This is a genomic window from Candidatus Caldatribacterium sp. SIUC1, from assembly GCF_051549785.1.
Taxonomy (GTDB): Bacteria; Atribacterota; Atribacteria; order Atribacterales; family Caldatribacteriaceae; genus Caldatribacterium.
In genome coordinates, this window is record NZ_CP189974.1 from 1,498,116 (window position 1) to 1,521,685 (window position 23,570).

25 protein-coding genes are annotated in these 23,570 nt (G+C 55.1%); 13 read left to right on the top strand and 12 right to left on the bottom strand.

The genetic code is table 11. From position 1 onward, the window contains the following. Nucleotide 1 precedes the first annotated feature (1 nt). The 13 genes from ACP6EK_RS07790 to ACP6EK_RS07850 all read left to right on the top strand — a co-directional run bounded on the left by ACP6EK_RS07790 (nucleotide 2) and on the right by ACP6EK_RS07850 (nucleotide 12,828). Complete coding sequence (locus tag ACP6EK_RS07790; protein ID WP_438314973.1) at nucleotides 2-2,095, top strand: DNA translocase FtsK 4TM domain-containing protein; 2,094 nt, start codon at nucleotides 2-4, stop codon at nucleotides 2,093-2,095. Between the two features lie 58 nt (nucleotides 2,096-2,153). Continuing rightward, nucleotides 2,154-2,825 carry a helix-turn-helix domain-containing protein gene (locus ACP6EK_RS07795; protein ID WP_438314976.1) on the top strand — a complete coding sequence of 224 codons (672 nt, stop codon included), beginning with the start codon at nucleotides 2,154-2,156 and terminating at the stop codon, nucleotides 2,823-2,825. Next, nucleotides 2,822-4,153, top strand: coding sequence for a 30S ribosomal protein S12 methylthiotransferase RimO (gene rimO / locus ACP6EK_RS07800; RefSeq protein WP_438314978.1), 1,332 nt, complete (start codon nucleotides 2,822-2,824; stop codon nucleotides 4,151-4,153). The genes ACP6EK_RS07795 and rimO overlap by 4 nt, the downstream gene beginning before the upstream one ends. Then, complete coding sequence (locus ACP6EK_RS07805; RefSeq protein WP_438314981.1) at nucleotides 4,150-5,397, top strand: CinA family nicotinamide mononucleotide deamidase-related protein; 1,248 nt, start codon at nucleotides 4,150-4,152, stop codon at nucleotides 5,395-5,397. Before rimO ends, ACP6EK_RS07805 begins: the two co-directional genes overlap by 4 nt. Then, the gene (gene thpR / locus ACP6EK_RS07810; RefSeq protein WP_438314984.1) at nucleotides 5,394-5,957 is read left to right on the top strand and encodes an RNA 2',3'-cyclic phosphodiesterase; all 564 of its coding nucleotides are present in this window, start codon (nucleotides 5,394-5,396) and stop codon (nucleotides 5,955-5,957) included. The genes ACP6EK_RS07805 and thpR overlap by 4 nt, the downstream gene beginning before the upstream one ends. 5 nt (nucleotides 5,958-5,962) lie before the next feature. Beyond that, complete coding sequence (recA, locus tag ACP6EK_RS07815) at nucleotides 5,963-6,994, top strand: recombinase RecA (RefSeq protein WP_438314987.1); 1,032 nt, start codon at nucleotides 5,963-5,965, stop codon at nucleotides 6,992-6,994. Next, nucleotides 6,966-7,433 carry a regulatory protein RecX gene (locus ACP6EK_RS07820; protein ID WP_438314990.1) on the top strand — a complete coding sequence of 156 codons (468 nt, stop codon included), beginning with the start codon at nucleotides 6,966-6,968 and terminating at the stop codon, nucleotides 7,431-7,433. Before recA ends, ACP6EK_RS07820 begins: the two co-directional genes overlap by 29 nt. 79 nt (nucleotides 7,434-7,512) lie before the next feature. Beyond that, nucleotides 7,513-9,042, top strand: coding sequence for a ribonuclease Y (rny, locus tag ACP6EK_RS07825; protein ID WP_438314993.1), 1,530 nt, complete (start codon nucleotides 7,513-7,515; stop codon nucleotides 9,040-9,042). Between the two features lie 17 nt (nucleotides 9,043-9,059). After that, nucleotides 9,060-9,848: a TIGR00282 family metallophosphoesterase gene (locus ACP6EK_RS07830; RefSeq protein ID WP_438314996.1), complete on the top strand. Its 789-nt coding sequence runs from the start codon at nucleotides 9,060-9,062 to the stop codon at nucleotides 9,846-9,848. 59 nt (nucleotides 9,849-9,907) lie between these two features. Beyond that, nucleotides 9,908-10,174 (top strand): stage V sporulation protein S, encoded by a 267-nt coding sequence (locus ACP6EK_RS07835; RefSeq protein WP_017872579.1) that lies wholly within the window; start codon nucleotides 9,908-9,910, stop codon nucleotides 10,172-10,174. 145 nt (nucleotides 10,175-10,319) lie between these two features. Next, complete coding sequence (miaB, locus tag ACP6EK_RS07840) at nucleotides 10,320-11,618, top strand: tRNA (N6-isopentenyl adenosine(37)-C2)-methylthiotransferase MiaB (protein WP_438314999.1); 1,299 nt, start codon at nucleotides 10,320-10,322, stop codon at nucleotides 11,616-11,618. Beyond that, complete coding sequence (miaA, locus tag ACP6EK_RS07845; RefSeq protein ID WP_438315002.1) at nucleotides 11,602-12,537, top strand: tRNA (adenosine(37)-N6)-dimethylallyltransferase MiaA; 936 nt, start codon at nucleotides 11,602-11,604, stop codon at nucleotides 12,535-12,537. The genes miaB and miaA overlap by 17 nt, the downstream gene beginning before the upstream one ends. A gap of 3 nt (nucleotides 12,538-12,540) precedes the next feature. Continuing rightward, on the top strand, nucleotides 12,541-12,828 hold the full coding sequence (locus ACP6EK_RS07850; RefSeq protein WP_017889503.1) for a DUF1844 domain-containing protein: 288 nt from the start codon (nucleotides 12,541-12,543) through the stop codon (nucleotides 12,826-12,828). A gap of 36 nt (nucleotides 12,829-12,864) precedes the next feature. Here the strand turns inward: ACP6EK_RS07850 and hflX are convergent, their stop codons facing one another. The 12 genes from hflX to rpsB are packed head-to-tail and all read right to left on the bottom strand — an operon-like array spanning nucleotide 12,865 to nucleotide 23,486. After that, a complete protein-coding gene (hflX, locus tag ACP6EK_RS07855; protein WP_438315004.1) occupies nucleotides 12,865-14,124 on the bottom strand; it encodes a GTPase HflX in 1,260 nt (419 codons plus the stop codon). Continuing rightward, nucleotides 14,121-14,795, bottom strand: coding sequence for a glycosyltransferase family 2 protein (locus ACP6EK_RS07860; RefSeq protein ID WP_438315007.1), 675 nt, complete (start codon nucleotides 14,793-14,795; stop codon nucleotides 14,121-14,123). Before ACP6EK_RS07860 ends, hflX begins: the two co-directional genes overlap by 4 nt. Before the next feature lie 2 nt (nucleotides 14,796-14,797). Beyond that, the gene (gene proS / locus ACP6EK_RS07865) at nucleotides 14,798-16,048 is read right to left on the bottom strand and encodes a proline--tRNA ligase (RefSeq protein WP_438315010.1); all 1,251 of its coding nucleotides are present in this window, start codon (nucleotides 16,046-16,048) and stop codon (nucleotides 14,798-14,800) included. Then, nucleotides 16,045-17,136 (bottom strand): flavodoxin-dependent (E)-4-hydroxy-3-methylbut-2-enyl-diphosphate synthase, encoded by a 1,092-nt coding sequence (ispG, locus tag ACP6EK_RS07870; protein ID WP_438315012.1) that lies wholly within the window; start codon nucleotides 17,134-17,136, stop codon nucleotides 16,045-16,047. Before ispG ends, proS begins: the two co-directional genes overlap by 4 nt. Continuing rightward, nucleotides 17,133-18,182 (bottom strand): RIP metalloprotease RseP, encoded by a 1,050-nt coding sequence (rseP, locus tag ACP6EK_RS07875; RefSeq protein ID WP_438315014.1) that lies wholly within the window; start codon nucleotides 18,180-18,182, stop codon nucleotides 17,133-17,135. The genes ispG and rseP overlap by 4 nt, the downstream gene beginning before the upstream one ends. Next, nucleotides 18,179-19,312 (bottom strand): hypothetical protein, encoded by a 1,134-nt coding sequence (locus ACP6EK_RS07880; protein ID WP_438315016.1) that lies wholly within the window; start codon nucleotides 19,310-19,312, stop codon nucleotides 18,179-18,181. The genes rseP and ACP6EK_RS07880 overlap by 4 nt, the downstream gene beginning before the upstream one ends. Nucleotides 19,313-19,314: 2 nt before the next feature. Beyond that, on the bottom strand, nucleotides 19,315-20,118 hold the full coding sequence (locus tag ACP6EK_RS07885) for a phosphatidate cytidylyltransferase (RefSeq protein ID WP_438315019.1): 804 nt from the start codon (nucleotides 20,116-20,118) through the stop codon (nucleotides 19,315-19,317). After that, nucleotides 20,115-20,807: a polyprenyl diphosphate synthase gene (gene uppS / locus ACP6EK_RS07890; RefSeq protein WP_438315022.1), complete on the bottom strand. Its 693-nt coding sequence runs from the start codon at nucleotides 20,805-20,807 to the stop codon at nucleotides 20,115-20,117. Before uppS ends, ACP6EK_RS07885 begins: the two co-directional genes overlap by 4 nt. Continuing rightward, a complete protein-coding gene (gene frr, locus ACP6EK_RS07895; RefSeq protein ID WP_017889494.1) occupies nucleotides 20,804-21,370 on the bottom strand; it encodes a ribosome recycling factor in 567 nt (188 codons plus the stop codon). The genes uppS and frr overlap by 4 nt, the downstream gene beginning before the upstream one ends. Further along, the gene (gene pyrH / locus ACP6EK_RS07900; protein WP_438315024.1) at nucleotides 21,363-22,097 is read right to left on the bottom strand and encodes a UMP kinase; all 735 of its coding nucleotides are present in this window, start codon (nucleotides 22,095-22,097) and stop codon (nucleotides 21,363-21,365) included. The genes frr and pyrH overlap by 8 nt, the downstream gene beginning before the upstream one ends. Beyond that, a complete protein-coding gene (gene tsf, locus ACP6EK_RS07905) occupies nucleotides 22,087-22,692 on the bottom strand; it encodes a translation elongation factor Ts (protein WP_438315027.1) in 606 nt (201 codons plus the stop codon). Before tsf ends, pyrH begins: the two co-directional genes overlap by 11 nt. Continuing rightward, the gene (gene rpsB / locus ACP6EK_RS07910) at nucleotides 22,689-23,486 is read right to left on the bottom strand and encodes a 30S ribosomal protein S2 (protein WP_017873255.1); all 798 of its coding nucleotides are present in this window, start codon (nucleotides 23,484-23,486) and stop codon (nucleotides 22,689-22,691) included. Before rpsB ends, tsf begins: the two co-directional genes overlap by 4 nt. Nucleotides 23,487-23,570 lie beyond the last annotated feature (84 nt).

The window sequence follows — 23,570 nt, forward strand, 5'->3', positions numbered from 1 at the left end:
TGTGGGCATCGTGGAACCGAAGAGAAAGCTCTTCGTTCTTTCGATACTGACTCTGACAGCAGTATACCTCCTCCTTGCCCTCCTTTCCTCAGGAATGGGGGTGGTTGGGGATTTTCTCCGGTATCAAGCGTTCCGAGCCTTTGGTCTCGGGGCTTATGTTTTGCCCTTTTTGCTGGGTTTTGTCGTCTATGAGCTGGCGGTGCTCCATCCTGCGAGGAAATACCGTTTTGCGGGGAGAATCACCGGTGTCTTTTTGTGGCTTTTTGTGTTCCTTGCCCTTTCTGAGCAGGAAGCTCTGCGAAGGGGTTTCTCCCTCCCTACGGGAGAAGTGGGAGGTGTGGTTGGCTTCCTCTTGCTGGGCTTTTTTCGGCGGTATTTCGGAGACCTGGGGACGGCGTTATTCCTCTTTCTCGTGGCCCTTCTTGGCACCTATCTTTTGAGCGACGGAAAGCTCCTGCGAAAGATTGCCACCCTTGTGCAATTCGTCAAAAGTAGGAGAAGCGTGCAGACCACCTCTTCGGCTCCTTCGAAGGAGCCGAAGAGTCCGTCGCCTGCGCCTGCAAAGAAGGAAAACACCGAGATAGTGGAGACCTTTAGTATCCCTAAGCTCTTTGAGCACTCAGAGCTTGGACCTTCCCCCCGGAGGAAACCGAAACCAAAGCCTCCCCAGGAGGAAAGGAAGTCTTCCTGGGTTTTGCCTTCAGTGGAACTTCTCAACCCTCCTCCTCCAAGGCGATTCGAAAAGAGCCGTCGGGACATCGAGGAGGGGGTAGCGAAACTCGAGCAAACCCTTGCGGAGTTCGGGGTGATGGGCAAGGTGGTGCATGTCCAGGTTGGCCCCACGGTTACCCGGTACGAGTTCCAGCCTGCTCCGGGGATTAAAGTCAATAAGATCGTTGGGCTCTCGAACGACATTGCGCTGGCCTTCGCCGTGGCAGCAGTGCGCATTGAAGCCCCGATTCCCGGGAAGGCAGCTGTAGGCATTGAGGTTCCGAACCGTCATAAAGAAATTGTCGTCTTGCGGGAACTCCTTGAACGGGGGGAGTTTAGCGGTCACCCCTCTCCATTGCTTCTTGCTCTGGGGAAGGACGTGGGTGGAAAGCCAATTTTCTGGGACCTTCGGGACATGCCGCATCTGCTCATCGCCGGTGCTACAGGTTCAGGGAAAAGCGTCTGCATCAATGTCATCCTTGCCAGCCTCCTGTATCGGGCTGATCCGACGCGGCTTCGGATTGCCCTTATTGACCCAAAGAGGGTCGAGCTTTCGGTATACGCTGGCTTACCCCACCTCTGTGCTCCGGTCATTTCCGAGGTCCGTCTGGTTGTGCGTTTCCTCAAGTGGCTCTGCCGGGAGATGGACACAAGATACGAGCTTCTGTCAGAAGTTTCCTGTCGGAACATAGAGGAGTACAACAGCATCGTGGAAGATAGGGAAAAGCTCCCCTATATCGTTGTGGTTATCGACGAGCTTGCTGACCTCATGATGACTGCGCCAGGGGACGTTGAGACCTATATCTGCCGGCTTGCCCAGATGGCAAGAGCCGTGGGTATTCACCTAGTTGTCGCGACCCAGAGACCCTCTGTGGATGTCATTACCGGGCTCATCAAGGCCAACTTTCCTTCCCGTTTGGCTTTTGCCGTCTCCTCGCAGGTTGATTCCCGGACCATCCTCGACGGTCCGGGAGCCGAAAAACTCCTCGGGAATGGTGACATGCTCTTCGCCCCCATGGGGGTGGGTAAGCCCATCCGCGGTCAGGGAGCGTTCATCCGTACGGAGGAGACAAAGAGAATCGTGGAACACTGGGCGCGCCAAAAGGGAGACGTTCCCTATCTCCTGGAGTTCGTTGCCCAGGAAGAGGAGACCGCCATAGGGGGAGATGAGGAAGACGACGAACTCTATGAGGAAGCCGTGAGGATTGTCCTTGAAACGGGTAAGGCCTCAACATCACTTCTCCAAAGAAGGCTTCGCATTGGCTTCAACCGGGCAGCCCGGCTTATTGAGCGGATGGAACGGGAGGGCATCGTTGGCCCGTACGAGGGGAGTAAACCCCGCAGGGTTATTGCGAAGCGAGGGGAGAAAGGTGCAGGAATTTAACCGGGAAATAGCGAAACAACTTGGGGACCTGTTACGGCGTGCTCGAGAGGAAAAGGGTGTGCCTATTGATAAGGCTGAGGTAGCCACATTCATCTCTGAGCGCTTCCTCCGGGCCCTTGAGGAGGGGCGATGGGAAGAGCTTCCTGGGAGAGCTTATGCCCTGGGGTATGCGAAGGTTTACGCCCGTTTCCTCGGCCTTCGCCAGGAAGAGGTTGTTGACCTCTTCCTGAAAGCTTACGGAGAAGGGGGAAAGCGCGAACACCCCAGAGAAACAAGGAAACCTGCTGAGGTGCTCCTTCCAAGGCCCAAAAAGAGGCGGAAAGCTGTGCTTTTTGCCATCCTCTTCTCCCTTGTGGCGCTCTGCGGTGTGCTTCTTGTGTTCTTCTTTGCCCCTCTTCATTCCTTCGTGGCGGAGAATCCTGGAAAAAGCGAGGGAACCCTCCTCATCGGTGACCTTGCTTCACCCCTTCCCTCTGAAAGTCCCACTCCGTCCTTTCCTATTGTTCTGCGCCTTGTGGCGGAAAAGGTCACCTGGGCCGATGTTGCTTCCCTGGGAGTCACGATGTTCTCGGGGGTTCTTGTCCCTGGAAAGGCTTATGTGTTCCGGAGTGAGGGTCCTGTTGAGGTCTCCGGAGACGATGGGAGTGCCGTTCGGGTGTGGCTGAACGGGGAGGAAAGAGGACACCTTGCTGATACCCCTGGACCCTTCCGTGAGACCTTTGTTCCATGAAGCGCATCGCCTTTGTCACTCTGGGTTGCGACAAAAACCTTGTGGATTCTGAGGTCGTCCTGGGAAAGCTCCTTGTCCACGGGTACAACGCCGTGGTTCCCCCTGAAGAAGCTGAATGGGTGTTCCTCAACACCTGCGCTTTCATCCGGCCCTCCTGTGAGGAGGCAGAAGCGTGGATTCGAAGGCTCATTCGCCTCAAGAAGAAGGATCCCCGGAAGAAAATCGTGGTCCTGGGATGTTACGTGGAACGTTTTCGGGAAAGGGCTGCCTCCCGGTACCGGGAAGTGGATTTCTGGGTAGGAGTGCACGAAATCTTTCGTCTTCCAGACATCATCTCCTCCGGGAAGAGAGGGGTGTTTCTGGGGTCTTCCCCTTCAATATACACTCACACTGACCCCCGGATCCTTTCCACACCGCCCCATTATGCCTATTTGAAGATTGCCGAAGGATGCCTCCACCGGTGCAGTTTCTGCCTCATTCCAGCCCTTCGCGGACCTCTTCGAAGTCGGCCCATTTCCTCCGTGGTCGAGGAGGCTCGTTTGCTGGAAAAAGCAGGAGTTCGGGAGATTGTCCTTGTTGCTCAGGACCTGACCTCGTACGGTCTTGACCTCTATCGCCAGAGAAGCCTGGGAAGGCTTCTTCAGGCTCTTGGTGAAGCTCTCCAAGAGGACACCTGGATCCGGCTGCTCTACCTCTCTCCCGAGGGCATCGACGACACCGTAATCGAGGCGGTTGCTTCCATTCCCCAGGTTGTCAAATACCTGGATATCCCCCTCCAGCACGTTGTGCCCGATATTCTCCAGCGTATGCGCCGTTTCTCCTCCTTTGAAGAAATCCGGAGGAGACTCGAGAAGATACGGGATCGTATCCCGGGGGTTGCCCTTCGAACGACCTTCATGGTAGGGTTCCCGGGGGAAGGAGAGGAGCACTTTCTCCGTCTCCTTGACTTTGTTCAGGCTTTTCGTTTTGAGCGGATGGGAGCCTTCATGTATTCCGATGAAGAGGGCACGCTCTCCTTTGCCCTTGAGCCCAAGGTCCCTGAGGAAGTGAAGGAAAGGCGGTACGCTGCGCTTATGGAAGCGCAGAGGGATGTCATGGAAAGCGTGCACAGGACATACCGCGGGATGGCCTTTGAAGTTCTCCTTGACGAGGGGCCGCTGTGGAGCGAGCAGGGGCCGTTCTTTCTGGGGCGTACGGCCAAAGACGCTCCTGAGGTCGACTGTCGGGTTAAGGTGTGGACCCGTGGGGTGAATCTTCGGCGGGGCCAAAGGGTTGCGGTGCGTATCACAACGACTTCTGCTTACGAGCTGGAGGGAGAGGTTCTGTGAACGCTGCAATTCTCTGTGTGGGGACAGAACTCGTCACCGGCATGGTGCGGGATATCAACGCAGGTTTTCTGGCCCATAGGCTTCTGGGCAAGGGGATTTTCCCAAAGTGGACACTCTTTGTTCCCGATGGCATGGAGGAGATTGCCTCTGGTCTTCGCTTTCTCCTGGAGCAAGGAGTGAACTTCCTTTTCGTCTCAGGAGGTCTGGGACCCACGGTTGACGATTTCACCCGGGAGGCAATTGCCCGGGCTCTGGGGAAGTCGCTCGTCTTCTGCGAGGAAGCCTGGGAGAGTATTCGCCAGGCGTTTTACCGGATTCGGGGTGTTGAACCACCGGAGAACAACCGGAAACAGGCTTTCTTCCCCGAGGGTGCCCGCTTCCTCCCCAATGGGGTGGGTACCGCTCCCGCTTTCATCCTTGAGGAGAGAGGGACCAGAATTTTTGTCCTTCCTGGTGTTCCAAGGGAGGTGGAGTTCTTCTGGGGTCTTCTGGAGCAAGAGATTCCCACGCTTCAGGGTGGGGTTTACCGCAGCGAGATCCTGAAGTTCTGCGGTATCGGAGAATCGCAGCTTGAGGAGAAAATGCTTCCTTTGCTTTCCGGGCTTCCGCAGTCGCTCCGTTTTGCCTTTCTCCCCAACTACGGGGAGGTCTGGTTCTTCCTCTACGGCCAGGATGTTCCACTGGAGGACCAAAAAAGGGCAGAGGAAACCATTGCGGCGGTGAAGAGCGCCTTTATGCCGTATCTCTTTTCTCCCCTCGGTGAGACGCTTGAAGAAGCGGTAGGGAGACTGCTCCTTGAGCGGGGGTGGAGGGTAGCCCTGGCTGAGTCCTGTACAGGTGGTCTTGTGGGAAGCCGTATGACCGATGTTCCGGGGAGTTCGCGTTACTTCGAGCGGGGATACATCGTGTACAGCAATGAGGCGAAGCTCACCGACATAGGGGTTCCCGAAGAGGTCCTCTGCCGCTTTGGAGCGGTAAGCGAGGAAACGGCACGGTATCTCGCAGAGGGAGTGCGAAAAAAGACGGGAGTAGATATTGGTCTGGGCATCACGGGCATCGCTGGTCCCGGGGGAGGAAGTCCGGAGAAACCGGTGGGCCTTGTGTACGTCGCTGTGAGTGACGCTTTGCGGACAGAGGCCCGGAAATTCCAGTTCCGAGGCGACCGGCTGATGAACAAGCGTTTCTTCTCTCAGGCAGCACTGACCATGCTTTTTGCTTTCTTGCGAGAGAGGGATGTCCGGTGAGAGAGAGCATTCGTGCTTTTGTGGCCTTTCCTCTCCCTGAAGAGGCTAAAGATGCCCTGTGGCGTTTTGTGGAGAGAAAGAAGAGTGCCTATCCCCAGGGGAAGTGGGTCAGCAAAGACCATTTCCATCTCACCCTCGCGTTTTTTCCGGCACTGCCTTCTCCCCGTGTTGAGGACATTCGCGGGATTCTTGAGTACCTCGGTGGTACCTTCCCTTCGTACGGTGTGGTTCTTGAGGAGATCGGGGTATTTCCCTCCTGGCAGAGGGCGAGAGTCCTCTGGATAGGCCTTGATGGCGAGGGAAAGACGGTGACCATCCGGGTGGCGAGGGCCCTGTTCCAGAAGCTCCGTGAGGCTCGTATTTCCTGGGACGAGGATAGAGATTTTGTTCCCCACGTGACCCTCGCCCGGTTTCGGTCGCCCCTTGCGCTGCAAACTGCAGCACTTGCAGGATGGTCACCGCTTCCGGTGGTTTTCAGGGAAATCGTGCTCTTTCAGAGCACTCTTACGCCTTCGGGCCCGGTATATCAGAAACTCGTGCAGGTTCCTTTGAAGGGGTGATGTCCATGAACGAGGTGGGAAGGGATAGCAGAGAAGAAATCATCAGGCAGGCTATGAGTATCATAGAGAAGAAGTACGGAAAAGGGGCCATCATGTTCCTTTCTCAGAACGTGCTCGCCGCCGACGTGGAGGTGATCAAGACTGGGTCAATCCTCCTGAACATTGCCCTGGGGGTTGGAGGGTTTCCCAGAGGCCGGGTGGTGGAAATCTTCGGGCCAGAGGCTTCAGGAAAAACCACCATTGCCCTCCATGCCATTGCTGAGGCTCAGAAAAAGGGCGGCATTGCGGCTTTCATCGACGCCGAGCATGCTCTGGACCCTGCCTACGCCAGCCGCATAGGGGTTCAGGTGGACAGGCTTCTTATCTCGCAACCCACGACGGCTGAGGAGGCTTTAGACATCGTGGATACCCTGGTGCGCAGTGGCAGCATCGACATCGTGGTCCTGGACTCCGTGGCGGCGCTCGCCCCACGGATGGAGCTTGAGGGGGGTATTGGAGAACCCACGGTTGGCCTCCAGGCAAGGCTCATGTCCCAGGCCCTTCGCCGGCTCACAGGGTATATCAGCAAAACGAAGACTGTGGCGATTTTTGTCAACCAGCTCCGCGAGAAAATTGGCACAAACTACGGTCCCTCTGAGACCACCCCGGGAGGAAGAGCGCTCAAGTTCTATGCTTCGGTCCGGATCGATGTCCGCAAAAAAGACTACATCCGGATCGGGGGGGGCGACCAGATTGTCGGGGCGTGGACGAAGGTGCGGGTGGTTAAGAACAAGCTTGCTGCTCCCTTCAAGGATGCGGACCTTGAGCTCTTCTACGGAGAGGGTATATCGAGGGAGGGAGAAATCCTAGATCTCGCCGAGGGAGCGGGAGTGGTCAAGCGTTCAGGAAGCTGGTACGCCTTTGGCGAGTACCGGCTGGGACAGGGACGGGAAGGAGTGCGCCAGTTCCTGAAAGAGAATCCCGAAATCGCCCAGAAGATTCTTTTGGCTTCCTTGGAGAAGATGGGAATTGACCCGAAAATTGCCCTTAACGACTGATGAAGCCTTGAAACGGGCGCTGCGGAAACTTGCCCGGAGGATGTGCACGTCCTGGGAAATCCGGGAGGCTCTGCGGCGCGAGGGATTTCCTGACGCAGTCTTGGAGGAAACGATTGCTCTGCTTTCTGAGAGAGGGTACCTCAATGACCGGGCATACGTGAATGCGTATGTTGAGGAGCGGCGCCAGATAAATCCCAGAGGATTCTTTGCACTGCGCCATGAACTCAAGGAAAGGGGCATCCCCTCACCGCTTCTTGCCGAACTCCGGAGCGTCTACCCCCTTGAGGTCGAGGTTGAGGATGTGGTGAGGTTGTTGTCCTTTTGGCAAGCCAGAGAGGAAGACCGTGAGAGGTTCTGGCGCCGTCTCAAAGCCAGGGGGTTTGCGGAAGAGGCCATCGAGTGGGGATGGTCGCTCTTTTTCGGTTCTCCCCGTCCTTGACTTGCCCTTCCAGGGCGATTAGAATATTTCCAAGGTTTGTTCCGCACATTGAAAAGTGAATAAGGGGTGAATCCAGCCTATGGGGCCGATATACATCTTTTTAGGAGCGGCAATAGGGTTCGTAGCAGGTATGTTCTTCGTGAACTTCCAGCTTGCAAGGCGAAAGGAGAGCGTGGAACTTCAGGTTCGGGGAATGCTTGAGGAGGCTGCCCGCCAGGCAGAGAACTTGAAGAAGGAAGCGCTCCTTTCGGCAAAAGAAGAAGTCCTCCGGGAAAAACAGGCGCTTGAAGAAGAGATTCAGCGGAAACGGAAAGAACTGCAGAACCTCGAGGGCCGCCTTCTTCGACGGGAGGAGATGCTGGAGCGCCGGATGGAGCAACTTGAGAGATCGGAGAATGCTCTCCGGAAGGCTCAGGAAGCCCTTGAGCGGGAAAGACAAGAAGTCGAAGCCCTGAAGGCGAGAGAGATCCAAGAGCTTTCTCGTATTGCGGGGCTCTCTGTGGAAGAGGCGCAACGAGAACTTCTGGAACGTGTGGAGAAAACCTTAGAGTATGAGGTGGGTTTAAAAATAAAGGAGGCCGAAGAACGGGCAAAGAAAGAAGCAGAGAGGATTGCTCGAGATATTGTGGGTCAGGCTATCCAGCGCTACGCTGCAGACTTTACGGTAGAGAGTACGGTATCCGTGGTAGCACTCCCCAACGACGAGATGAAGGGGCGCATTATTGGCCGCGAGGGAAGAAACATCCGGACCTTTGAGATGATGACCGGGGTTGACCTGATTATTGACGACACGCCGGAAGCCGTTATCATCTCATGCTTTGATCCCATACGACGAGAGGTTGCTCGCATTGCCCTCGAAAAGCTCATCATGGATGGTCGTATCCATCCTGCTCGTATCGAGGAGCTTATCGAAAAGGCCAAGGCCCAGGTTGAAGAGAAAATCCTTCAGGAGGGAGAACAGGCCCTCTTTGATACCGGCATCAAGAACATGAACCCGGAACTCGTGAAGCTCTTGGGAAAGCTCTATTTCCGTACGAGTTACGGACAGAATGTTCTGCAACATGCCAAGGAAGTGGCGCATTTTGCCGGTATGATGGCGGCAGAACTCGGGGCAAACGTGCAGGTGGCAAAGCGGGCAGGACTTCTGCACGATATTGGTAAAGCTCTGGACCATGAAGTCGAGGGACCCCATGCAAAGATTGGAGCAGAGCTCCTTGGAAGGTATGGGGAAAGGTGGGAGGTTATGCACGCTGTTGAGGCACACCACGGCGATGTCGAACCCCAGACCCTCGAGGCTGTGCTTGTGCAGGCGGCGGATGCTATCTCGGCATCGCGCCCTGGAGCACGAAGGGAAAGCCTTGAGGCGTACATTAAACGCCTGGAGCGTCTAGAAAGGATTGCGGATTCTTTCGAGGGTGTGGAAAAGGCCTATGCCATTCAGGCGGGCCGCGAGGTGCGCATTATCGTGAAGCCAGACCGGATTGACGACGCCGGTGCGGCGAAACTCGCTCGAGACGTGGTGAAGCGAATCGAGAAAGAACTGGAGTACCCGGGGCAGATTAAGGTGACGGTTATTCGGGAAACCCGGGCTGTTGAATACGCCAAGTAGTGGAGGAGGATGAGTACTTGAGATTCCTCATTGTAGGGGACGTAGTAGGGAAACCGGGGCGGCGAGTGCTTCGGGAGAAGCTTTCGTCGCTTCGGGAGGAGCTGCAGATTGACGCCGTCATCGTCAACGGCGAGAACGCCGCAGGGGGCTTAGGGATAACACCGGAGGTTTGCGAGGAAATCCTGGGGTACGGGGTGGACGTGGTCACCACAGGTAACCATATCTGGGACAAGAAGGAGATTGTCGCTTACATTGAGCATCAGCCCCGTCTCCTCCGTCCCCTGAATTACCCCGATGGTGTTCCAGGGAGGGGATCGCTCATCTTGGAGAAGGGGGGGAAGGTTTGGGCAGTCGTGAACCTCAGTGGCCGTGTGTTCATGCCTCCTTTGGATTGCCCCTTTCGCAAGATGGAAGAAGAGCTCAAACATCTCCACGAAGAGACGCGGCTTATCCTTGTGGACTTTCATGCCGAGGCCTCGTCGGAGAAGATAGCGATGGGGTGGTTTCTGGACGGAAAGGTCTCGTGTGTGTTTGGAACCCATACCCACGTGGCCACGGCCGATGAACGTATCCTCCCCCAAGGAACGGCGTATATCACCGACATTGGTATGACAGGTGCTCACGATTCGGTCATCGGGATTGAGGTGGCGGACATCGTTGGAAGATTCCTCACACAAATGCCAGTGAAGTACCGAGTGGCTAAAGAAAACGTGAGGCTCAATGGCATTGTCGTGGAGGTGGATGACACTACAGGGAAAGCGCAGAAGATTTTCCGTCTTTCTGTACCTCTTGTGGAGCACGTTTGAGTACTTGATGTGGAAGGAGAAACGAAATCTTTCATCTTGTGGACAAGGGGGAATCGACGATGGACGTTCTCAAGGTATCCTCAAAGTCCAATCCCAATGCAGTTGCTGGTGCCTTGGCAGGTGCAATTCGGGAAAAGGGCGTAGCAGAAATACAGGCCATAGGGGCAGGGGCAGTGAATCAAGCGATTAAGGCTATTGCCATTGCCCGGGGATACGTTGCTCCAAGCGGCATTGACCTTGTGTGCATTCCTGCCTTTACTGACGTGACCATCGACGGGGAAGAGCGGACGGCGATTAAACTCATTGTCAAGCCCCGGAACGATTAAGAAAGAGAAAGCCTGCTCAAAAAGAGCAGGCTTTCTCTTTTTCCGCCTTTTCCCAAGGAATAGGTGGGTTTTCTTTTCGTTATTTTCTTCTGGGAAAACTATGGGAGATCGGCTTTCCGTTGCTTTGGTAACCTTTGGTTGCCAGATGAATAGGAGCCGCTCTGAGCACATTCTTCACCTCTTCCTTCAGGATGGCTTCTCCGAAGCCCGGGAAGAGGAGGAGGCAGACGTGCTCGTTTTCAACACCTGTGCTGTTCGGGAACACGCCGTGGCGAGGGCTGTTGGGGTTATTACCCATCTCTATCACGCTGCGCTACGAAGAAGGGGAAAGCCTCCCTGCGTTGTTCTCTGTGGGTGTATGAGCGAGCTCTTGCGGGAGGAGCTTCTTGTTCGCCTCCCGTATGTGAGGGTTCTCACCGGAACTCACAACATTGATGTGCTCCCTTCCCTTGTTCGGGAGACCTGTGTTACGGGGGAACGGAAAGTTGTTTTCTCACCCCCCTCGCCGCACTTCACCGAGAGGGGATACCGGCGGAAAGGAAGGGTTTCCGCTTACCTCCCGATTGCCTTCGGGTGTGGTAATTTCTGTAGCTACTGTGTTGTGCCATATACGACTGGCCCTCAGCGGAGCAAACCCCACGATGTGATTCTCGAGGAACTCGATGAAATCGTTCGTGAGGGCTTTCGGGAAATCATTCTCCTGGGACAGAACGTCAATAGCTACGGCAAGGACCTCGGGAATCCCCGGGCTTTCGAGAGTCTTCTTGAAGATATCGAACGCCGTTTCGGAGGAGAGAAAATCTGGGTTCGTTTCATCACCTCTCACCCCCGGGATATGCGAAGGGAAATCGTGGAAATTGTGCGGGGAAGCCGCATACTCTGCCCGTACTTCCACCTTCCTCTCCAGGCCGGTTCAGACAGAATCCTTGCCCTCATGAACCGGGGGTACACTCAGAAGGAGTACTTGCAGATAGCCTCCTTCATTCGTGAACGTATTCCTGAAGCAGTCATTGGCACGGACATCATCGTGGGGTTCCCTACAGAAAGCGAGGAAGATTTTGCCGAAACCCTCAGGGTTGTTCAGGAAGTGCAATTTGAAATTGCCTATACCTATGCGTATTCTCCTCGCCCTCGTACAAAGGCTGCGCAGCTCAACGATGACGTTTCCCAGGAAGTGAAAAAAGAGCGGCTGCAGGTGCTGAATGACAGGCTACGAGAGGCTTATCTTCGCCGCCTTCGTGCCCACGAGGGAAGAGTGACGGAGGTTCTGCTCCTTGAAGAGGATGGAGAACTCGTAGCCCGGACTCGAGAGAACCTGAGGGTTTTCCTGGAGGGTGAAAAGAACCTCCGGGCGGGGAGCTTTCTGGAGGTTCGTCTTGCCAGAAATCCCCAGGGGAAGTGCATCGGTATTCCTGTATTGTGTCGGGATGACGGAAAAAACTAAACCTGTCCTCTGCATCCTCGGTCCCACATCAAGCGGAAAGACGGCGCTTTCAATAGGCCTTGCTGAGCGTTTCCAGAACGTGGAGATTGTTTCTGCCGATTCCCTGGCGGTGTACAGGTACCTCGACATCGGAACGGCAAAGCCTTCTCTTGAGGTCAGGCAACGCATTCCCCATCATCTTGTTGATTTCTTGGATCCCCGGGAACGATGGAGCGCTTACGAATTCCGCAGGGAAGCCCTTCGTTTGTTCCGCGAGATTTCCCTACGAGGGTGTCTTCCGGTGGTTGTGGGCGGTACGGCGTTCTACCTGAACACGCTTTTTCACGGTATTCCAGGATGGGGAGCACCGCAGGATCGTAACCTCCGCCGGGTTCTTGAGCGAATGCCGACGGAAAAACTCTACGCGCTCCTTGTGAGCGTTGATCCCTATCGGGCCAGAAAGATAGGAAAAGGGGATCGAAAGCGACTCATCCGTGCTCTTGAGATTTTCCTGCTCACATTGAGGATGCCTTCGGAGAAGAGAACACCCTGCCAGAGGTCCTGGACTTTTCGGTACCTCCTTGTCGGGATTTCCTGGAGCAAAGAGAAGCTCAGGGAGCGAATCAGGGAACGGGTAGAGGAGATGTTCCGCCAGGGTATCGTCGAGGAGGTTCAGCACCTTTTCGAGCGGGGATACCGCCCGCCGATTCCGGCACTTGAGAACTTCACCTATCGTCCTGTTGTCGATTTCCTCGAAGGCCGATGTTCCCTTGCTACCGCGAAGGAGGAGATTGTTCGGGGAACCCTGACGTTTGTGAAAAGGCAGATGAACTGGTTCCGGAAAATGCCCATCACCTGGTTTTCTCCTGAGGATGGCAATCTCCTGAAGCTTGTGGAAGAAGTGTATCATTTTGTCAGGACCCACCTTGAGGGGGAATAGGCCATGGAAGAGAAAACTGCACAACCTGGGAAAATCAAAGATCTCGGTTACTACTTCCTGAACCTCCTTTCGGCCAAGGCCTGGCAGTATCTCGGACTCATGGTGCACCCCGAGAACGGACAGATTCTTGTGGACCTTGAGGAAGCGCGAAAAGCCATTGATCTTTTTTCTGTTGTCCTTGAGGCCCTGAAGCGGGACCTTGAGGCAGAAGAGGTTCGGGAACTTGAGTTCCACCTTTCCAATCTGCAGCTGAACTTTGTGGAGAAGATGCGGCAGCTTGCCCAGGAGTAGTGATTTAACATAATATACATTATGGGAAGTAATGGGTTACCGGGAAGCCACGAGTGTGTGGAGCCCGGTAAGAAACTCACGCTGGACGACGCAGTCTAAGGCAACCTTCCCGTTCTCTAAGGGTTTGAGGTGCCGGATGTACCCCCGGAAGGAAAGCCGCTGCCGCACAAGGGGAAGCTGCTCCGGAGCAACCTCGAGGTGGATTTCTGCAACTTTCGGCTGGAGCGCTTGGGCAATCGCTTCAAGAAGACGGTCAAGGCCGATTTTTCTCTTTGCGGAGACAAATACATAGGGATGTGCGGTTCGCATGTCGTATTCAAGCAGCGGAAGCTCGTCAAGAAGGTCGATCTTGTTCAAAACGAGAATTTTTGGGAGATTTTCGGCGCCAATTTCCCGGAGAGTCTCACTGACCACCCGGAAGTGGTTGACATAATCAGGATCCGCAACGTCGATGACTTCGAGGATTACATCCGCTTCTTTCACCTCTTCCAAGGTGCTCCGGAAGGCATCCTTGATGGTTTCCGGCATCTCCCGGATAAACCCCACCGTATCGATGAGGATGACGTCTCCGATACCGGGAACAAAGAGTCTCCTTGATGTGGGGTCAAGGGTGGCAAACATCCGTGCTCCGGCATAGACCCTGGAACCAGTGAGGGCGTTCATGAGCGTGGACTTCCCGGCGTTGGTGTACCCCACGATGGCCACCTGAAGTATCCCAAGCTTCCTTCGAAGGCCTTTCTGAGTGAAGGCCTGCTGCTCAATCCTTCTCAGTTCCCGGGTCAGGAAGGCAATGCGGTCCTTAATTTTCCTCCGCTCCACCTCGATTTTCTGTTCCCCCGGACCTCTTGTCCCAATGCCACCTCCGGTTCGGGAGAGCTCCGTTCCTTTCCCCGTAAGGCGGCTCAGTTCATAACGAAGGCGAGCGAGTTCCACCTTGATTTTCCCCTGGGCTGTTCTGGCTCGCTGGGCGAAGATTTCGTGGATCACCGCCTGCTTGGTGCATACCGGAATCCCCCACGCCTCTTCGAGGTTCCGCTGCTGGGAAGGGGTAATTTCGATGTTGATGAGAACAAAATCCGGAGCATGGGCTGCAATGAGTTCACGAATCTCCTCCACCTTGCCCCTGCTGAGGTAATACCGAGGAGAGGGGTTTCGTACCTTGCAGGGGACAACAAGGGCGATGTTTCGACCCGCACTCCTTGCAATCTCTATCGTTTCTTCCACAAGGAGCTCAAAAGATTCTGAGAAAGGAGGACGAACAACGAACACAAGAATACCGGAACGGTCACTCTTCATCTTCTGTCTCCGTCAACCCTCCGGTAGAGGTTCTTGAAGATTTCCCAGTACATCTTCACTCGCTCCCGCAGGCCCCGAACAAGCCCAAGCTTCTCCTCTTTCATCACGTGGGTGAGTCCCGGAAGCTTCACCAACTTCACCCGAACACCATTCCTCCGGACATACCTGTTGATGGCCACCTCGACCCCGTAGCGGGCGACTTCCATATCCGGGATGTTCTGCAGGATGTCCGTGCGAATGGCTCTCTGTCCGGACAGGAAAGGAGCAATCTTTTGCGCAAGGTCTGTGGCCAGTCTCCCCTCCTCAAAAACTCCAATGGCTACATCGGCCTCTCCCTGGAGCACTGGTTCGATGAGGGACGCAACGTGCTTTGGGTTCAGTCCGATGAGGTCGGCATCAAGAAGGAGCACCACGTCGCTGCGGATGTACTCGAGTCCGCGGTACAGAGCTCCACCCTTTCCGACATTATGTAAAAGCTCGACGACTTCTGCTCCTTTGCTGCGGGCAATCTCCACAGTTCGGTCTGTGGATCCGTCGCTGACCACCACAATCTGGTCGACCAGGGGGCTTTCCCGGAGCACGTCAAGAATAGGACCAATGGTCTTCTCCTCATTGTACGCGGCGATAATGGCTGTGGTTTTCATGTTCTTCGAGACTTCTCTCTCCTCCATCGCTACCCCAGAAGCTCCTTTCGAATCTTTTCAAGGAGCTCACACACGTCGTCCTTCTGGACCTCAAAGCGCTCATGAGTTTTACGGAGCTTGACCTCAACCCTTCCGCTCCGTTCCATCCTTTCTCCCACAATAATGTGGAGGGGAAAGCCGATGAGGTCTGCTTCGGTGAATTTGTACCCTGCGCTTTCTTCCCTGTCGTCAATGACGGCCTCAAAGCCGGACTGGCACAGCTTCCCGTACAGTTCTTCAGCTGCCTGGCGATGCCCTTCCTTTTTCATATTGACCGGAATGACCACAACCTCATAGGGTGCAAGAGAGATCGGCCAGCAGATGCCTTTCTCGTCGTGGTTGGCTTCGATGGCCGCTGCCATGGTCCGCCCAATTCCTATTCCATAGCAACCCATAACCAGGGGTTTTTCTTTCCCATCCCGGTCCACGAAATAGGCTTTCATAGGTTCGCTGTACTTTGTTCCCAGCTGGAAAATGTGGCCGACCTCAATACCCCGCTTCTCCTCTAAACAACCTCCACACTGGGGGCACACGGCTTCCTCGACCGTGGTGGCATTGTTACAGCTTGGGCAAACGAAGACCTTCTCCTCCCCAGATTCTGCGAGGATGAGAAATTCGTGGGAAACGTCTCCTCCAATCACCCCGCTTTCCGCCGGAACGGCAATGTACTGGAGCCCACAACGGCTGAAAACGCGGCAGTACGCTTCGTACATTTTCTGATAGCTTACTCGAAGCCCTTCCACGTCTCGATCGAAGCTGTAGAGGTCTTTCATGATGAACTCCCGTGCCCGCATGATGCCAAAGCGCGGGCGGATTTCGTCCCGGAACTTCGTTTGGATCTGGTACAGCATGAGGGGAAGCTGACGGTACGAGCGGATTTCCCTCCGGGCAAGATCGGTGATGACCTCTTCGTGGGTGGGACCAAGGCAAAAGTCCCTTCCTCTCCGGTCCTGGAAGCGGACAAGCTCTGGTCCATACAGATCCCAGCGACCGGTTTCTTTCCAGAGCTCTGCGGGCTGCATGGCGGGCATAAGGAGCTCCTGACCCCCTGCCCGGTTCATTTCTTCCCGGACGATGCGGGTGATTTTCTCCAGTGTTCGCCACCCCAGGGGCAGAAAGGTATACACCCCGGCTGAGAGCTGGCGGATGAATCCTCCCCGGAGCATCAGGCGGTGGCTTACAACCTCCGCTTCCTGGGGGTCTTCCCTCATGGTTGGGGCAAAAAGCAAGGACATCCTCACCGGCTTCTCTCCTCCCCTTTCTGGATTGCTTCCCTGACGAGATCGATGAGTTTTTCCAGGGCCTCTTCCTGTGGTGCCACGGCGGTCACCGTACCCCGGACAAAAAGCACCGCTTTCCCACCCGAACTTAAGGCAAGACCAAAATCGGCTTCCCTGGCTTCTCCCGGACCGTTCACTTCACACCCCATAATGGCAACCTTTAGCAGTGTCTTTCCAGCGACTTTCTCTAAGGGCGCGATGGCCCTTCGGAACCTCTGGACACATGATACCACATTTCCCCTGACCCGGGCACAGGTCGGGCAGGAGATGACGGTCACGCCCCGTGACCGTATGTTGAGGGCTTCAAGGATTTCCCATCCTACTTTCACTTCAAGAACAGGGCTTTGTGACGTCAGAGACACCCGGAGGGTGTCTCCAATGCCCTCGGCAAGGAGCACTCCCAATGCTACAGAAGATTTCACGATGCCCTCAAGCCCACCTCCTGCTTCGGTCAGCCCGATGTGCAGTGGATACGGAAAGACTCTGCTCAGCCTCCGGTACACCTCTACGGTTTCCTCGATGTCGGGGGACTTTGCCGAGAGGATCAGGCGGCGCATGTTTTTCTTTTCCGCTAACTCCACGCACAGACCAACGCTCTCAACCAGTGCTTCGTTTCTTTTCTTCCCGCGCAGGGATGGGGGAAGAGAACCCGTGTTCGCCCCGATGCGAAGCGTGACCCCCCGGTCCCGGGCAAAGTCGATCAGGGATTCCAGAAGACCGGCGTCATGGACGGTACCAGGATTTATGCGTACTGCATCAACTCCAGCCTCAATGGCCTGGAAAGCAAACTGGAGCGTGAAGTGGATATCTGCTACAAGAGGAAGGTCTCTGCTTCGTTTTTTGATTTCTCGAAGACCAAAAACGCCACGCTCATCGAAAACGGCGACTCGGAAAATCTCGCAGCCCTGGGAGAAGGCCTCCTCAATCTCCTGCAGACAGCTCACCCACTCCCCTGGGTGCTTTCTTCCCATGGCTTCTACCCAGACAGGGGAACTTCCTCCAACTGTCAGGGAGCCGAGAGGAACTTCCTGAGTTCTCCGCCGCTTCATTTCCCCGCTACAATTCTGAGAACATCCTGATAAGTGACGAAAACGGAGAGGAGAAAGATAAAGACGATACCGATGAGATATATTATACCTTTCTTTTCCTCTTCAAGGGGCCGACCCCTCACCTTCTCGTAGAGGAAAATGAGAAGGTGACCTCCGTCGAGAACCGGGATAGGAAAGAGATTGAAGAGGGCCAGAAAAACGCTGATCACTGCTGCGAAGGCCAGGAGGTTCACAAAACCAAAAGCCGCCGCCTGTCCTGCCATCTGCGCTATGCCTAAGGGTCCGGTGACTTCAAGAGGGAATCTTCCCATGATGGTGTACAGAACTCCAAGAAGGCTCAGCACAAACCATTCAAACACCGTCACGGCACTTTTTGCCACCGTCACCAGGGGATGATACCTCCTGTTCTCTCCACCGAACACCACCCGGATAAGGGCCCGTTTTTCCTCTGGACTCCATTCGGGGACCACGGGAATCTCCACAATGCTCCCTCTTCGCTCCATGGTAAGGACTATGGTCTTCCCCGGGCTTGTGGCAATGGTCTGGGTGACCTCTTCTATGCGTTCCACCGGTCTTCCGTTCACCGCGATGAGGACATCCCCTTTCTGGACGCCGCTCCTTTCGGCGGGACCACCGGGCATGACCTCAAGAACCGCGATTCGCCCTGTGGGAATGCCTGAAATGCTGAAGACGATGAAGAGGAGAAACACCGAGAGGAGAAGGTTCATCAGGGGACCGGCAAGGACGACGAGGCTTCTCTGCCAGAGGGGTTTCGTATCGAAGCGCTCCGAAGAGGGGACGGAAAATTCCCCTGGACCCTCGATGAGACTCCCCTCCATCCCTGCCATGCGGACGTATCCCCCAAGGGGGAGCATTCGGACAGAAAACTCCACATCTCTCCACATCCAGGAGACGATTTTCGGTCCATATCCCAGGGCAAAGTGCAGGACCCTGATCCCGAAACGGCGAGCCATGAGGAAGTGACCGCACTCATGGGCGAGAACAAGGAGGCTCAGGACGAAGATAAAGGCGAAAACGGTGATCACCGCAGGATGCTCCTTTGACGGATCAGTGCCTCGGCCTGAGAGAACCCTAGCTGGAAGAGGCGCTGGACCTCAGAGACACTCCGGGGAGGAGATACGTCGTGGTCGAGAACCTGCTCCAGAATCGAGGGAATGTCTTCAAAGGAAATATTCCGTGTCAGGAAATGATGCACGCATGCCTCGTCAGCGCCGCAAAAAAGCGTGGGATAACCCTGGCCCTTGGAGAGGGCGTACAGTGCCAGATAAAAACCCTGGAATCTTTGGGAGACCGGATAATCAAAGTGCAGGGTACGGAGTTCCGCAAAGCGAAGGCGCTGGAAAGGATGTTCGAGTCTTCTTGGGGAAATGGCGTTCTGGATGACGAGGCGCATGTCAGGAGGAGCAAAAACCCCAAAGACAAAGCCGTCTTTCATCTCTACCAGGGCGTGGACCACGCTTTCACGCTGGACGAGCACGTCGATTTTCTCCTGGGGGATATCGAAAAGGAAAAAGGCCTCCATCACCTCAAGGCCTTTGTTCACCAGGTTTGCGGAGTCCACGGTGATTTTGGTTCCCATCTTCCAGTTCGGGTGGGCCAGGGCCATCTCGGGGGTGATGTCAGCAAAGGACCCCTGCCATTCGTAGAAAGGTCCTCCGGAAGCGGTGATATACACTTTGGCGATCTCTTCCCTGGGGAGCAACCGGAGCATCTGCCACAGGGCATTGTGCTCGCTGTCCAGAGGAATGAGATGGGGATACCGCAGAAGCAACCCACTGCCCTCCAGGTCTCCCGCAAGAATGAGGAGTTCCTTGCTTCCCACCCAGGTGGTTTTCCCTGTTCGCAAAAGCTTAAGAAAGATCTCGAAAAAGGCGATACCACTTGCGGCAAAGAAGACCCCTTCCACTTCATCAGAAAGAAGGACTGCTTCAAGTTCTTCGCAAGAGGTAAGGGTATGGCAATGGCAGGGGACGGAGAGTCCCTCAAGGTGAGGACTGTAAACGTACCGAGGACGGAAGGAAGTTGCCTGGTTGAGGAGTTTTAGGACATTGCGGAAACCCCCGAGGAGCACAACCTCGAAGTCCCGGTGTGCGCTGAGGACCTCGAGAATTTGTTCTCCGAGAAAGCCTGTAGACCCAAGGAGTGCAACGCGCATGGTCATCCTCTCCCGAACAAAGCAAGAAGGTACACCAAAGGTCCAACGGCGAAAAAGGCGTCGAAACGGTCCAGAATGCCTCCGTGTCCGGGGAACAGCTCTCCGGAGTCCTTGACACTGCTTCTCCGCTTCAGGGCAGACTCAAACATATCTCCAAGAAGGGCTACCGGAGGGATGACTGCTCCACAGAGGCAAGACCATGGAAGGGGCAATCTCCCGAGAAAACCGACGAGGACGCTTCCAAGGACTGTGCTCCCCGCTCCTCCAAGAAACCCTTCCCAGCTTTTTCCGGGGCTTAAGGAGGGGGCAATCTTGTGGTTTCCCCACCGGGTTCCGAAAAGGTAGGCGCAGGTATCGTTGATCCACACAAGAAGGGCGAAGAAGAGGAGAAGCCAGGGAGAAAACTCTAAACCGATTCTCACCCAGAAGAGGGGGAGAACAAAACAGTACAGGTTCCCAAAGAGGAAGAAACCCATCCGTTCAAGGCACTTTTTGGTGTCCTGCACTGCCCACCCGGCAAGGAAAAGGGCAATACCGTACCACCCGAGAAGTTGCAGGTTCTGGGTGACCCAGGGCGACGCGTATGTCCAGAAAAGCACAATACCCGAAAGGAAAGCGACGAAAAGTTTCTTTTCACCCGTGGCGATCTTCCAGTATTCCTGGAAGGCCAGGAAGGAAAGGACGGCGAAAAGCCCCACAAGGGTGATTCTGCTTACAAGAACCAGCACCAGGAAGAAGGGGAGAAAGATGGCGATGGTCATCGTTCGTGTCCTGAGGTCGGCCTGGAGAACCACGGCTTTGCTCAACCGAGACCTCCGAACTTCCTTTTTCGCCGGGCGAAATCTTCGAGCGCCTGGTGGAAATGGGAGACGGTGAAATCCGGCCACAGGGTGTCAGTGAACCAGAGTTCAGTGTACGCGATTTGCCAGAGGAGAAAATTGCTGATACGCCGTTCACCTCCGGTACGGATGAGGAGATCAGGATCAGGCTGGTTCTCCGTGTCCAGGAAGACGCGAAACGTTTCCTCGCTCAGAGTGGACCAGTCTCCCTGTGCCTTTTGGAAACGCTGCACTGCCCGAAGGATCTCATCCCTTCCTCCATAATTCAGGGCAAGGTTCAGGGTAAGACTTTGGTTGATTGCCGTTTGCTCTTCAAGCTCGTGCATCATGGCCTTCAGATGTTCTGGAAGACCATCCCGACGTCCCAGGAAACGAACACGAACGTTGTTTCTCTTCAGCTCTTCTCCATAGCGGAGTATCGCCTCTTCAAAAAGTGCAAGCAATCCCTGAACTTCCTGGAGCGGCCTCCTCCAGTTCTCGGTGGAGAAAGAATACAGCGTCAGGAACGGAATGCCCAGGCGTCCCGTTTCTTCAACGATAACCCGTACCGTTTCAAGACCCCTTCGATGCCCTTCAAGGCGGGGAAGTCCCCGGCGCTCAGCCCACCGCCCGTTCCCATCCATAATGATGGCCACATGCTGCAGGAGAGCGCTCACACGCTCATAATCTCTTTTTCCTTCTTCTCCCATAGACCGTCAAGTTCATTAACGTGCTCATCGGTCAGCTTCTGGATCTCAGCCTGGGCCCATTTGCTCTCGTCCTCGGAGATTTTGCCTTCTTTCTCCATTTTCTTCACTTCTTCGTTGGCTTCCCGGCGGAGATTCCGTACCGCCACCTTCCCATCCTCCACAATCTTTTTGGCCATCTTGGCGATCTCTTTCCTTCGTTCTTCGGTGAGTGGGGGGAGATTCACTCGTATGACGGTGGCGTCAACCGTGGGGTTGAAGCCCAAGTCGGATTTCCAGATGGCCTTCTCAATGAGCGGCAGGGCGTTGCGATCCCAGGGCTGAATGAGAATGGTTCGAGCATCAGGTGTGGTAATGGAGGCGATTTGTTTGAGCTGCACCGTCGTACCGTAGTACTCTACCTCAAGATGCTCAACGAGTGCAGGAGACGCCCGGCCGGTGCGAACATGGGAGAGTTCCTCCCGCACGACGTTCACTGCTTGCTTCATGCGTTTTTCAACGTCCTTCAGAAGGGGTTTCAGGAGTTCATTCATACTTTTCCCTCCCCACAAGCGTTCCAACCTTGTGCCCCGTGACAATCTTTTGGAGATTTCCTGCCTGGTTGATATTAAAGATGATGATGGGGATGTGATTTTCCATACACAGGGAAACAGCGGTGGAATCCATAACCTTCAGTCCCCGATTGAGGACCTCAAGGTAATCAAGAGTGTCGAACTTTGCGGCGTCTTTGTGAAAGGCAGGATCCGCCTCGTACACTCCGTCAACCTTTGTGGCTTTCAGGAGGGCATCGGCTTTGATTTCCGCAGCCCGCAGAGCTGCAGCGGTATCGGTGGTGAAATATGGATTCCCCGTTCCACCGGCAAAGATCACCACTCTTCCCTTTTCGAGGTGCCGGATGGCCCTTCTCCGGATGTAAGGTTCTGCTACCTCTCGCATCTCAATCGCTGTCTGCACCCTGGTTGGGATTCCCCGCTCTTCGAGGAAATCCTGCAAAGCCAGGGCGTTGATGACTGTAGCCAGCATGCCCATGTAATCTGCTGTAACCCGACTGATGCCCTTTTCTCCAGCACTCCTTCCCCGAAAGATGTTCCCCCCTCCCACCACCACGGCAACCTCAACACCCAGGGATCGAACAGCATCGATTTCCGCTGCAAGGTAAGCAAGCACCTGCGTATCGATTCCCGAAGGGAGAGACCCTTTAAGTGCCTCCCCCGAGAGTTTCAGAAGGATTCTTCTGAAGCGCAATGAATCACTCGTCATCTCCTTCACCCAGCTTAAAGCGGACAAAACGCCGCACAACGATGTTCTCCCCGAGTTTGGCGATGGCCTCAACGAGAAGGTCCTTCACCTTCTTCTCAGGGTCACGGATGTACTCCTGTTCGAGGAGGCAGTGCTCCTCGTAGAACTTCTTCATTTTTCCTTCCACAATCTTCCGCTTCACTTCCTCGGGCTTGTTGCTTTCTTTGAGCTCTTCCCAGTAGAAGCTTTCCTCCCTCTTTCGGATGTCCTCAGGAACGTCCTCGGGGGCAATCCAGCGAGGTGCCTGCGCGGCGATCTGCAGTGAGAGCTCCTTGACGAGGTTTCGGAATTCCTCTGTTCGGGCAACAAAGTCTGTTTCACAGTTCACCTCAACAAGCACTCCGATTTTCCCATCCGTGTGGACGTAGGCGCCAATCAACCCCTCCCGGGTGGTGCGTTCTTTCTTTTTTGCTGCAATCTCGATGCCTTTCCGACGGAGAATCTCGCAAGCTTTTTCCAGGTCTCCCCCTGCCTCGAGAAGGGCCTTCTTACAGTCCATGACCCCTGCACCGGTTCGATTCCTAAGTTCTAAAATGTCTTTGCTGTTGACGCTCATTGTTCTTCCTCCTCAAGCTCCTCAAGTTCTTCAAGGATGGCTGAAGCCTCCTCCTGGGTTTCCTCAGGGATGGCGACTCCCGTGGTAGGCACAACATCAGCGCCCTCTGTGGCCAGCCGCCGGCCCTCAATAACGGCATCGGCAATGAGAGAGGCGAAAAGACGGATGGCACGAATGGCGTCGTCGTTGCCCGGGATGACGTAGTCGATTTCATCTGGGTCGCAATTCGTGTCCACGATGGCAACGATGGGGATCCCCAGACGACGGGCCTCGAGAACGGCATTTCGCTCCCTGCGGGGATCGACGATGAACAGACAATCGGGTAAGCGTTCCATATCCCGGATACCACTCAGGTACTTCACCAGGCGGGCTTTCCTCTTGAGAAGCTGCATGACCTCTTTTTTCGGGAGCTTCTCCAGAAGCCCTCTGGCCTCCATGGCCTCAATGTTCTTCAGGCGTTCGATACTCTTCCGGATGGTGGCGAAATTCGTAAGCATGCCGCCCAGCCAGCGCTGGTTGACGTAGAACATGCCACAGCGCTGAGCTTCCTGCTGGATGGCTTCTTGAGCCTGCTTTTTCGTCCCCACAAAGAGCACCGTACCACCCTGGCGGGCGAGTTCTTTCACGAAGTTGTACGCTTTTTCGGTGAGCTCGACGGTTTTCTGCAGGTCGATAATGTAAATATTATTCCGCTCGGTGAAGATATACGGCTTCATTTTGGGGTTCCATCGTCGGGTCTGGTGGCCAAAATGGACCCCTGCCTCAAGCAGCTGCTTCATGGTAACAACAGCCATAGACCGATCCTCCTTCCGGTTTTTTCCTCTGCGGGGAGAACCAGAAAAGGCACCGGAGGGTTCCCCGCATGCGTGCTCAAAACC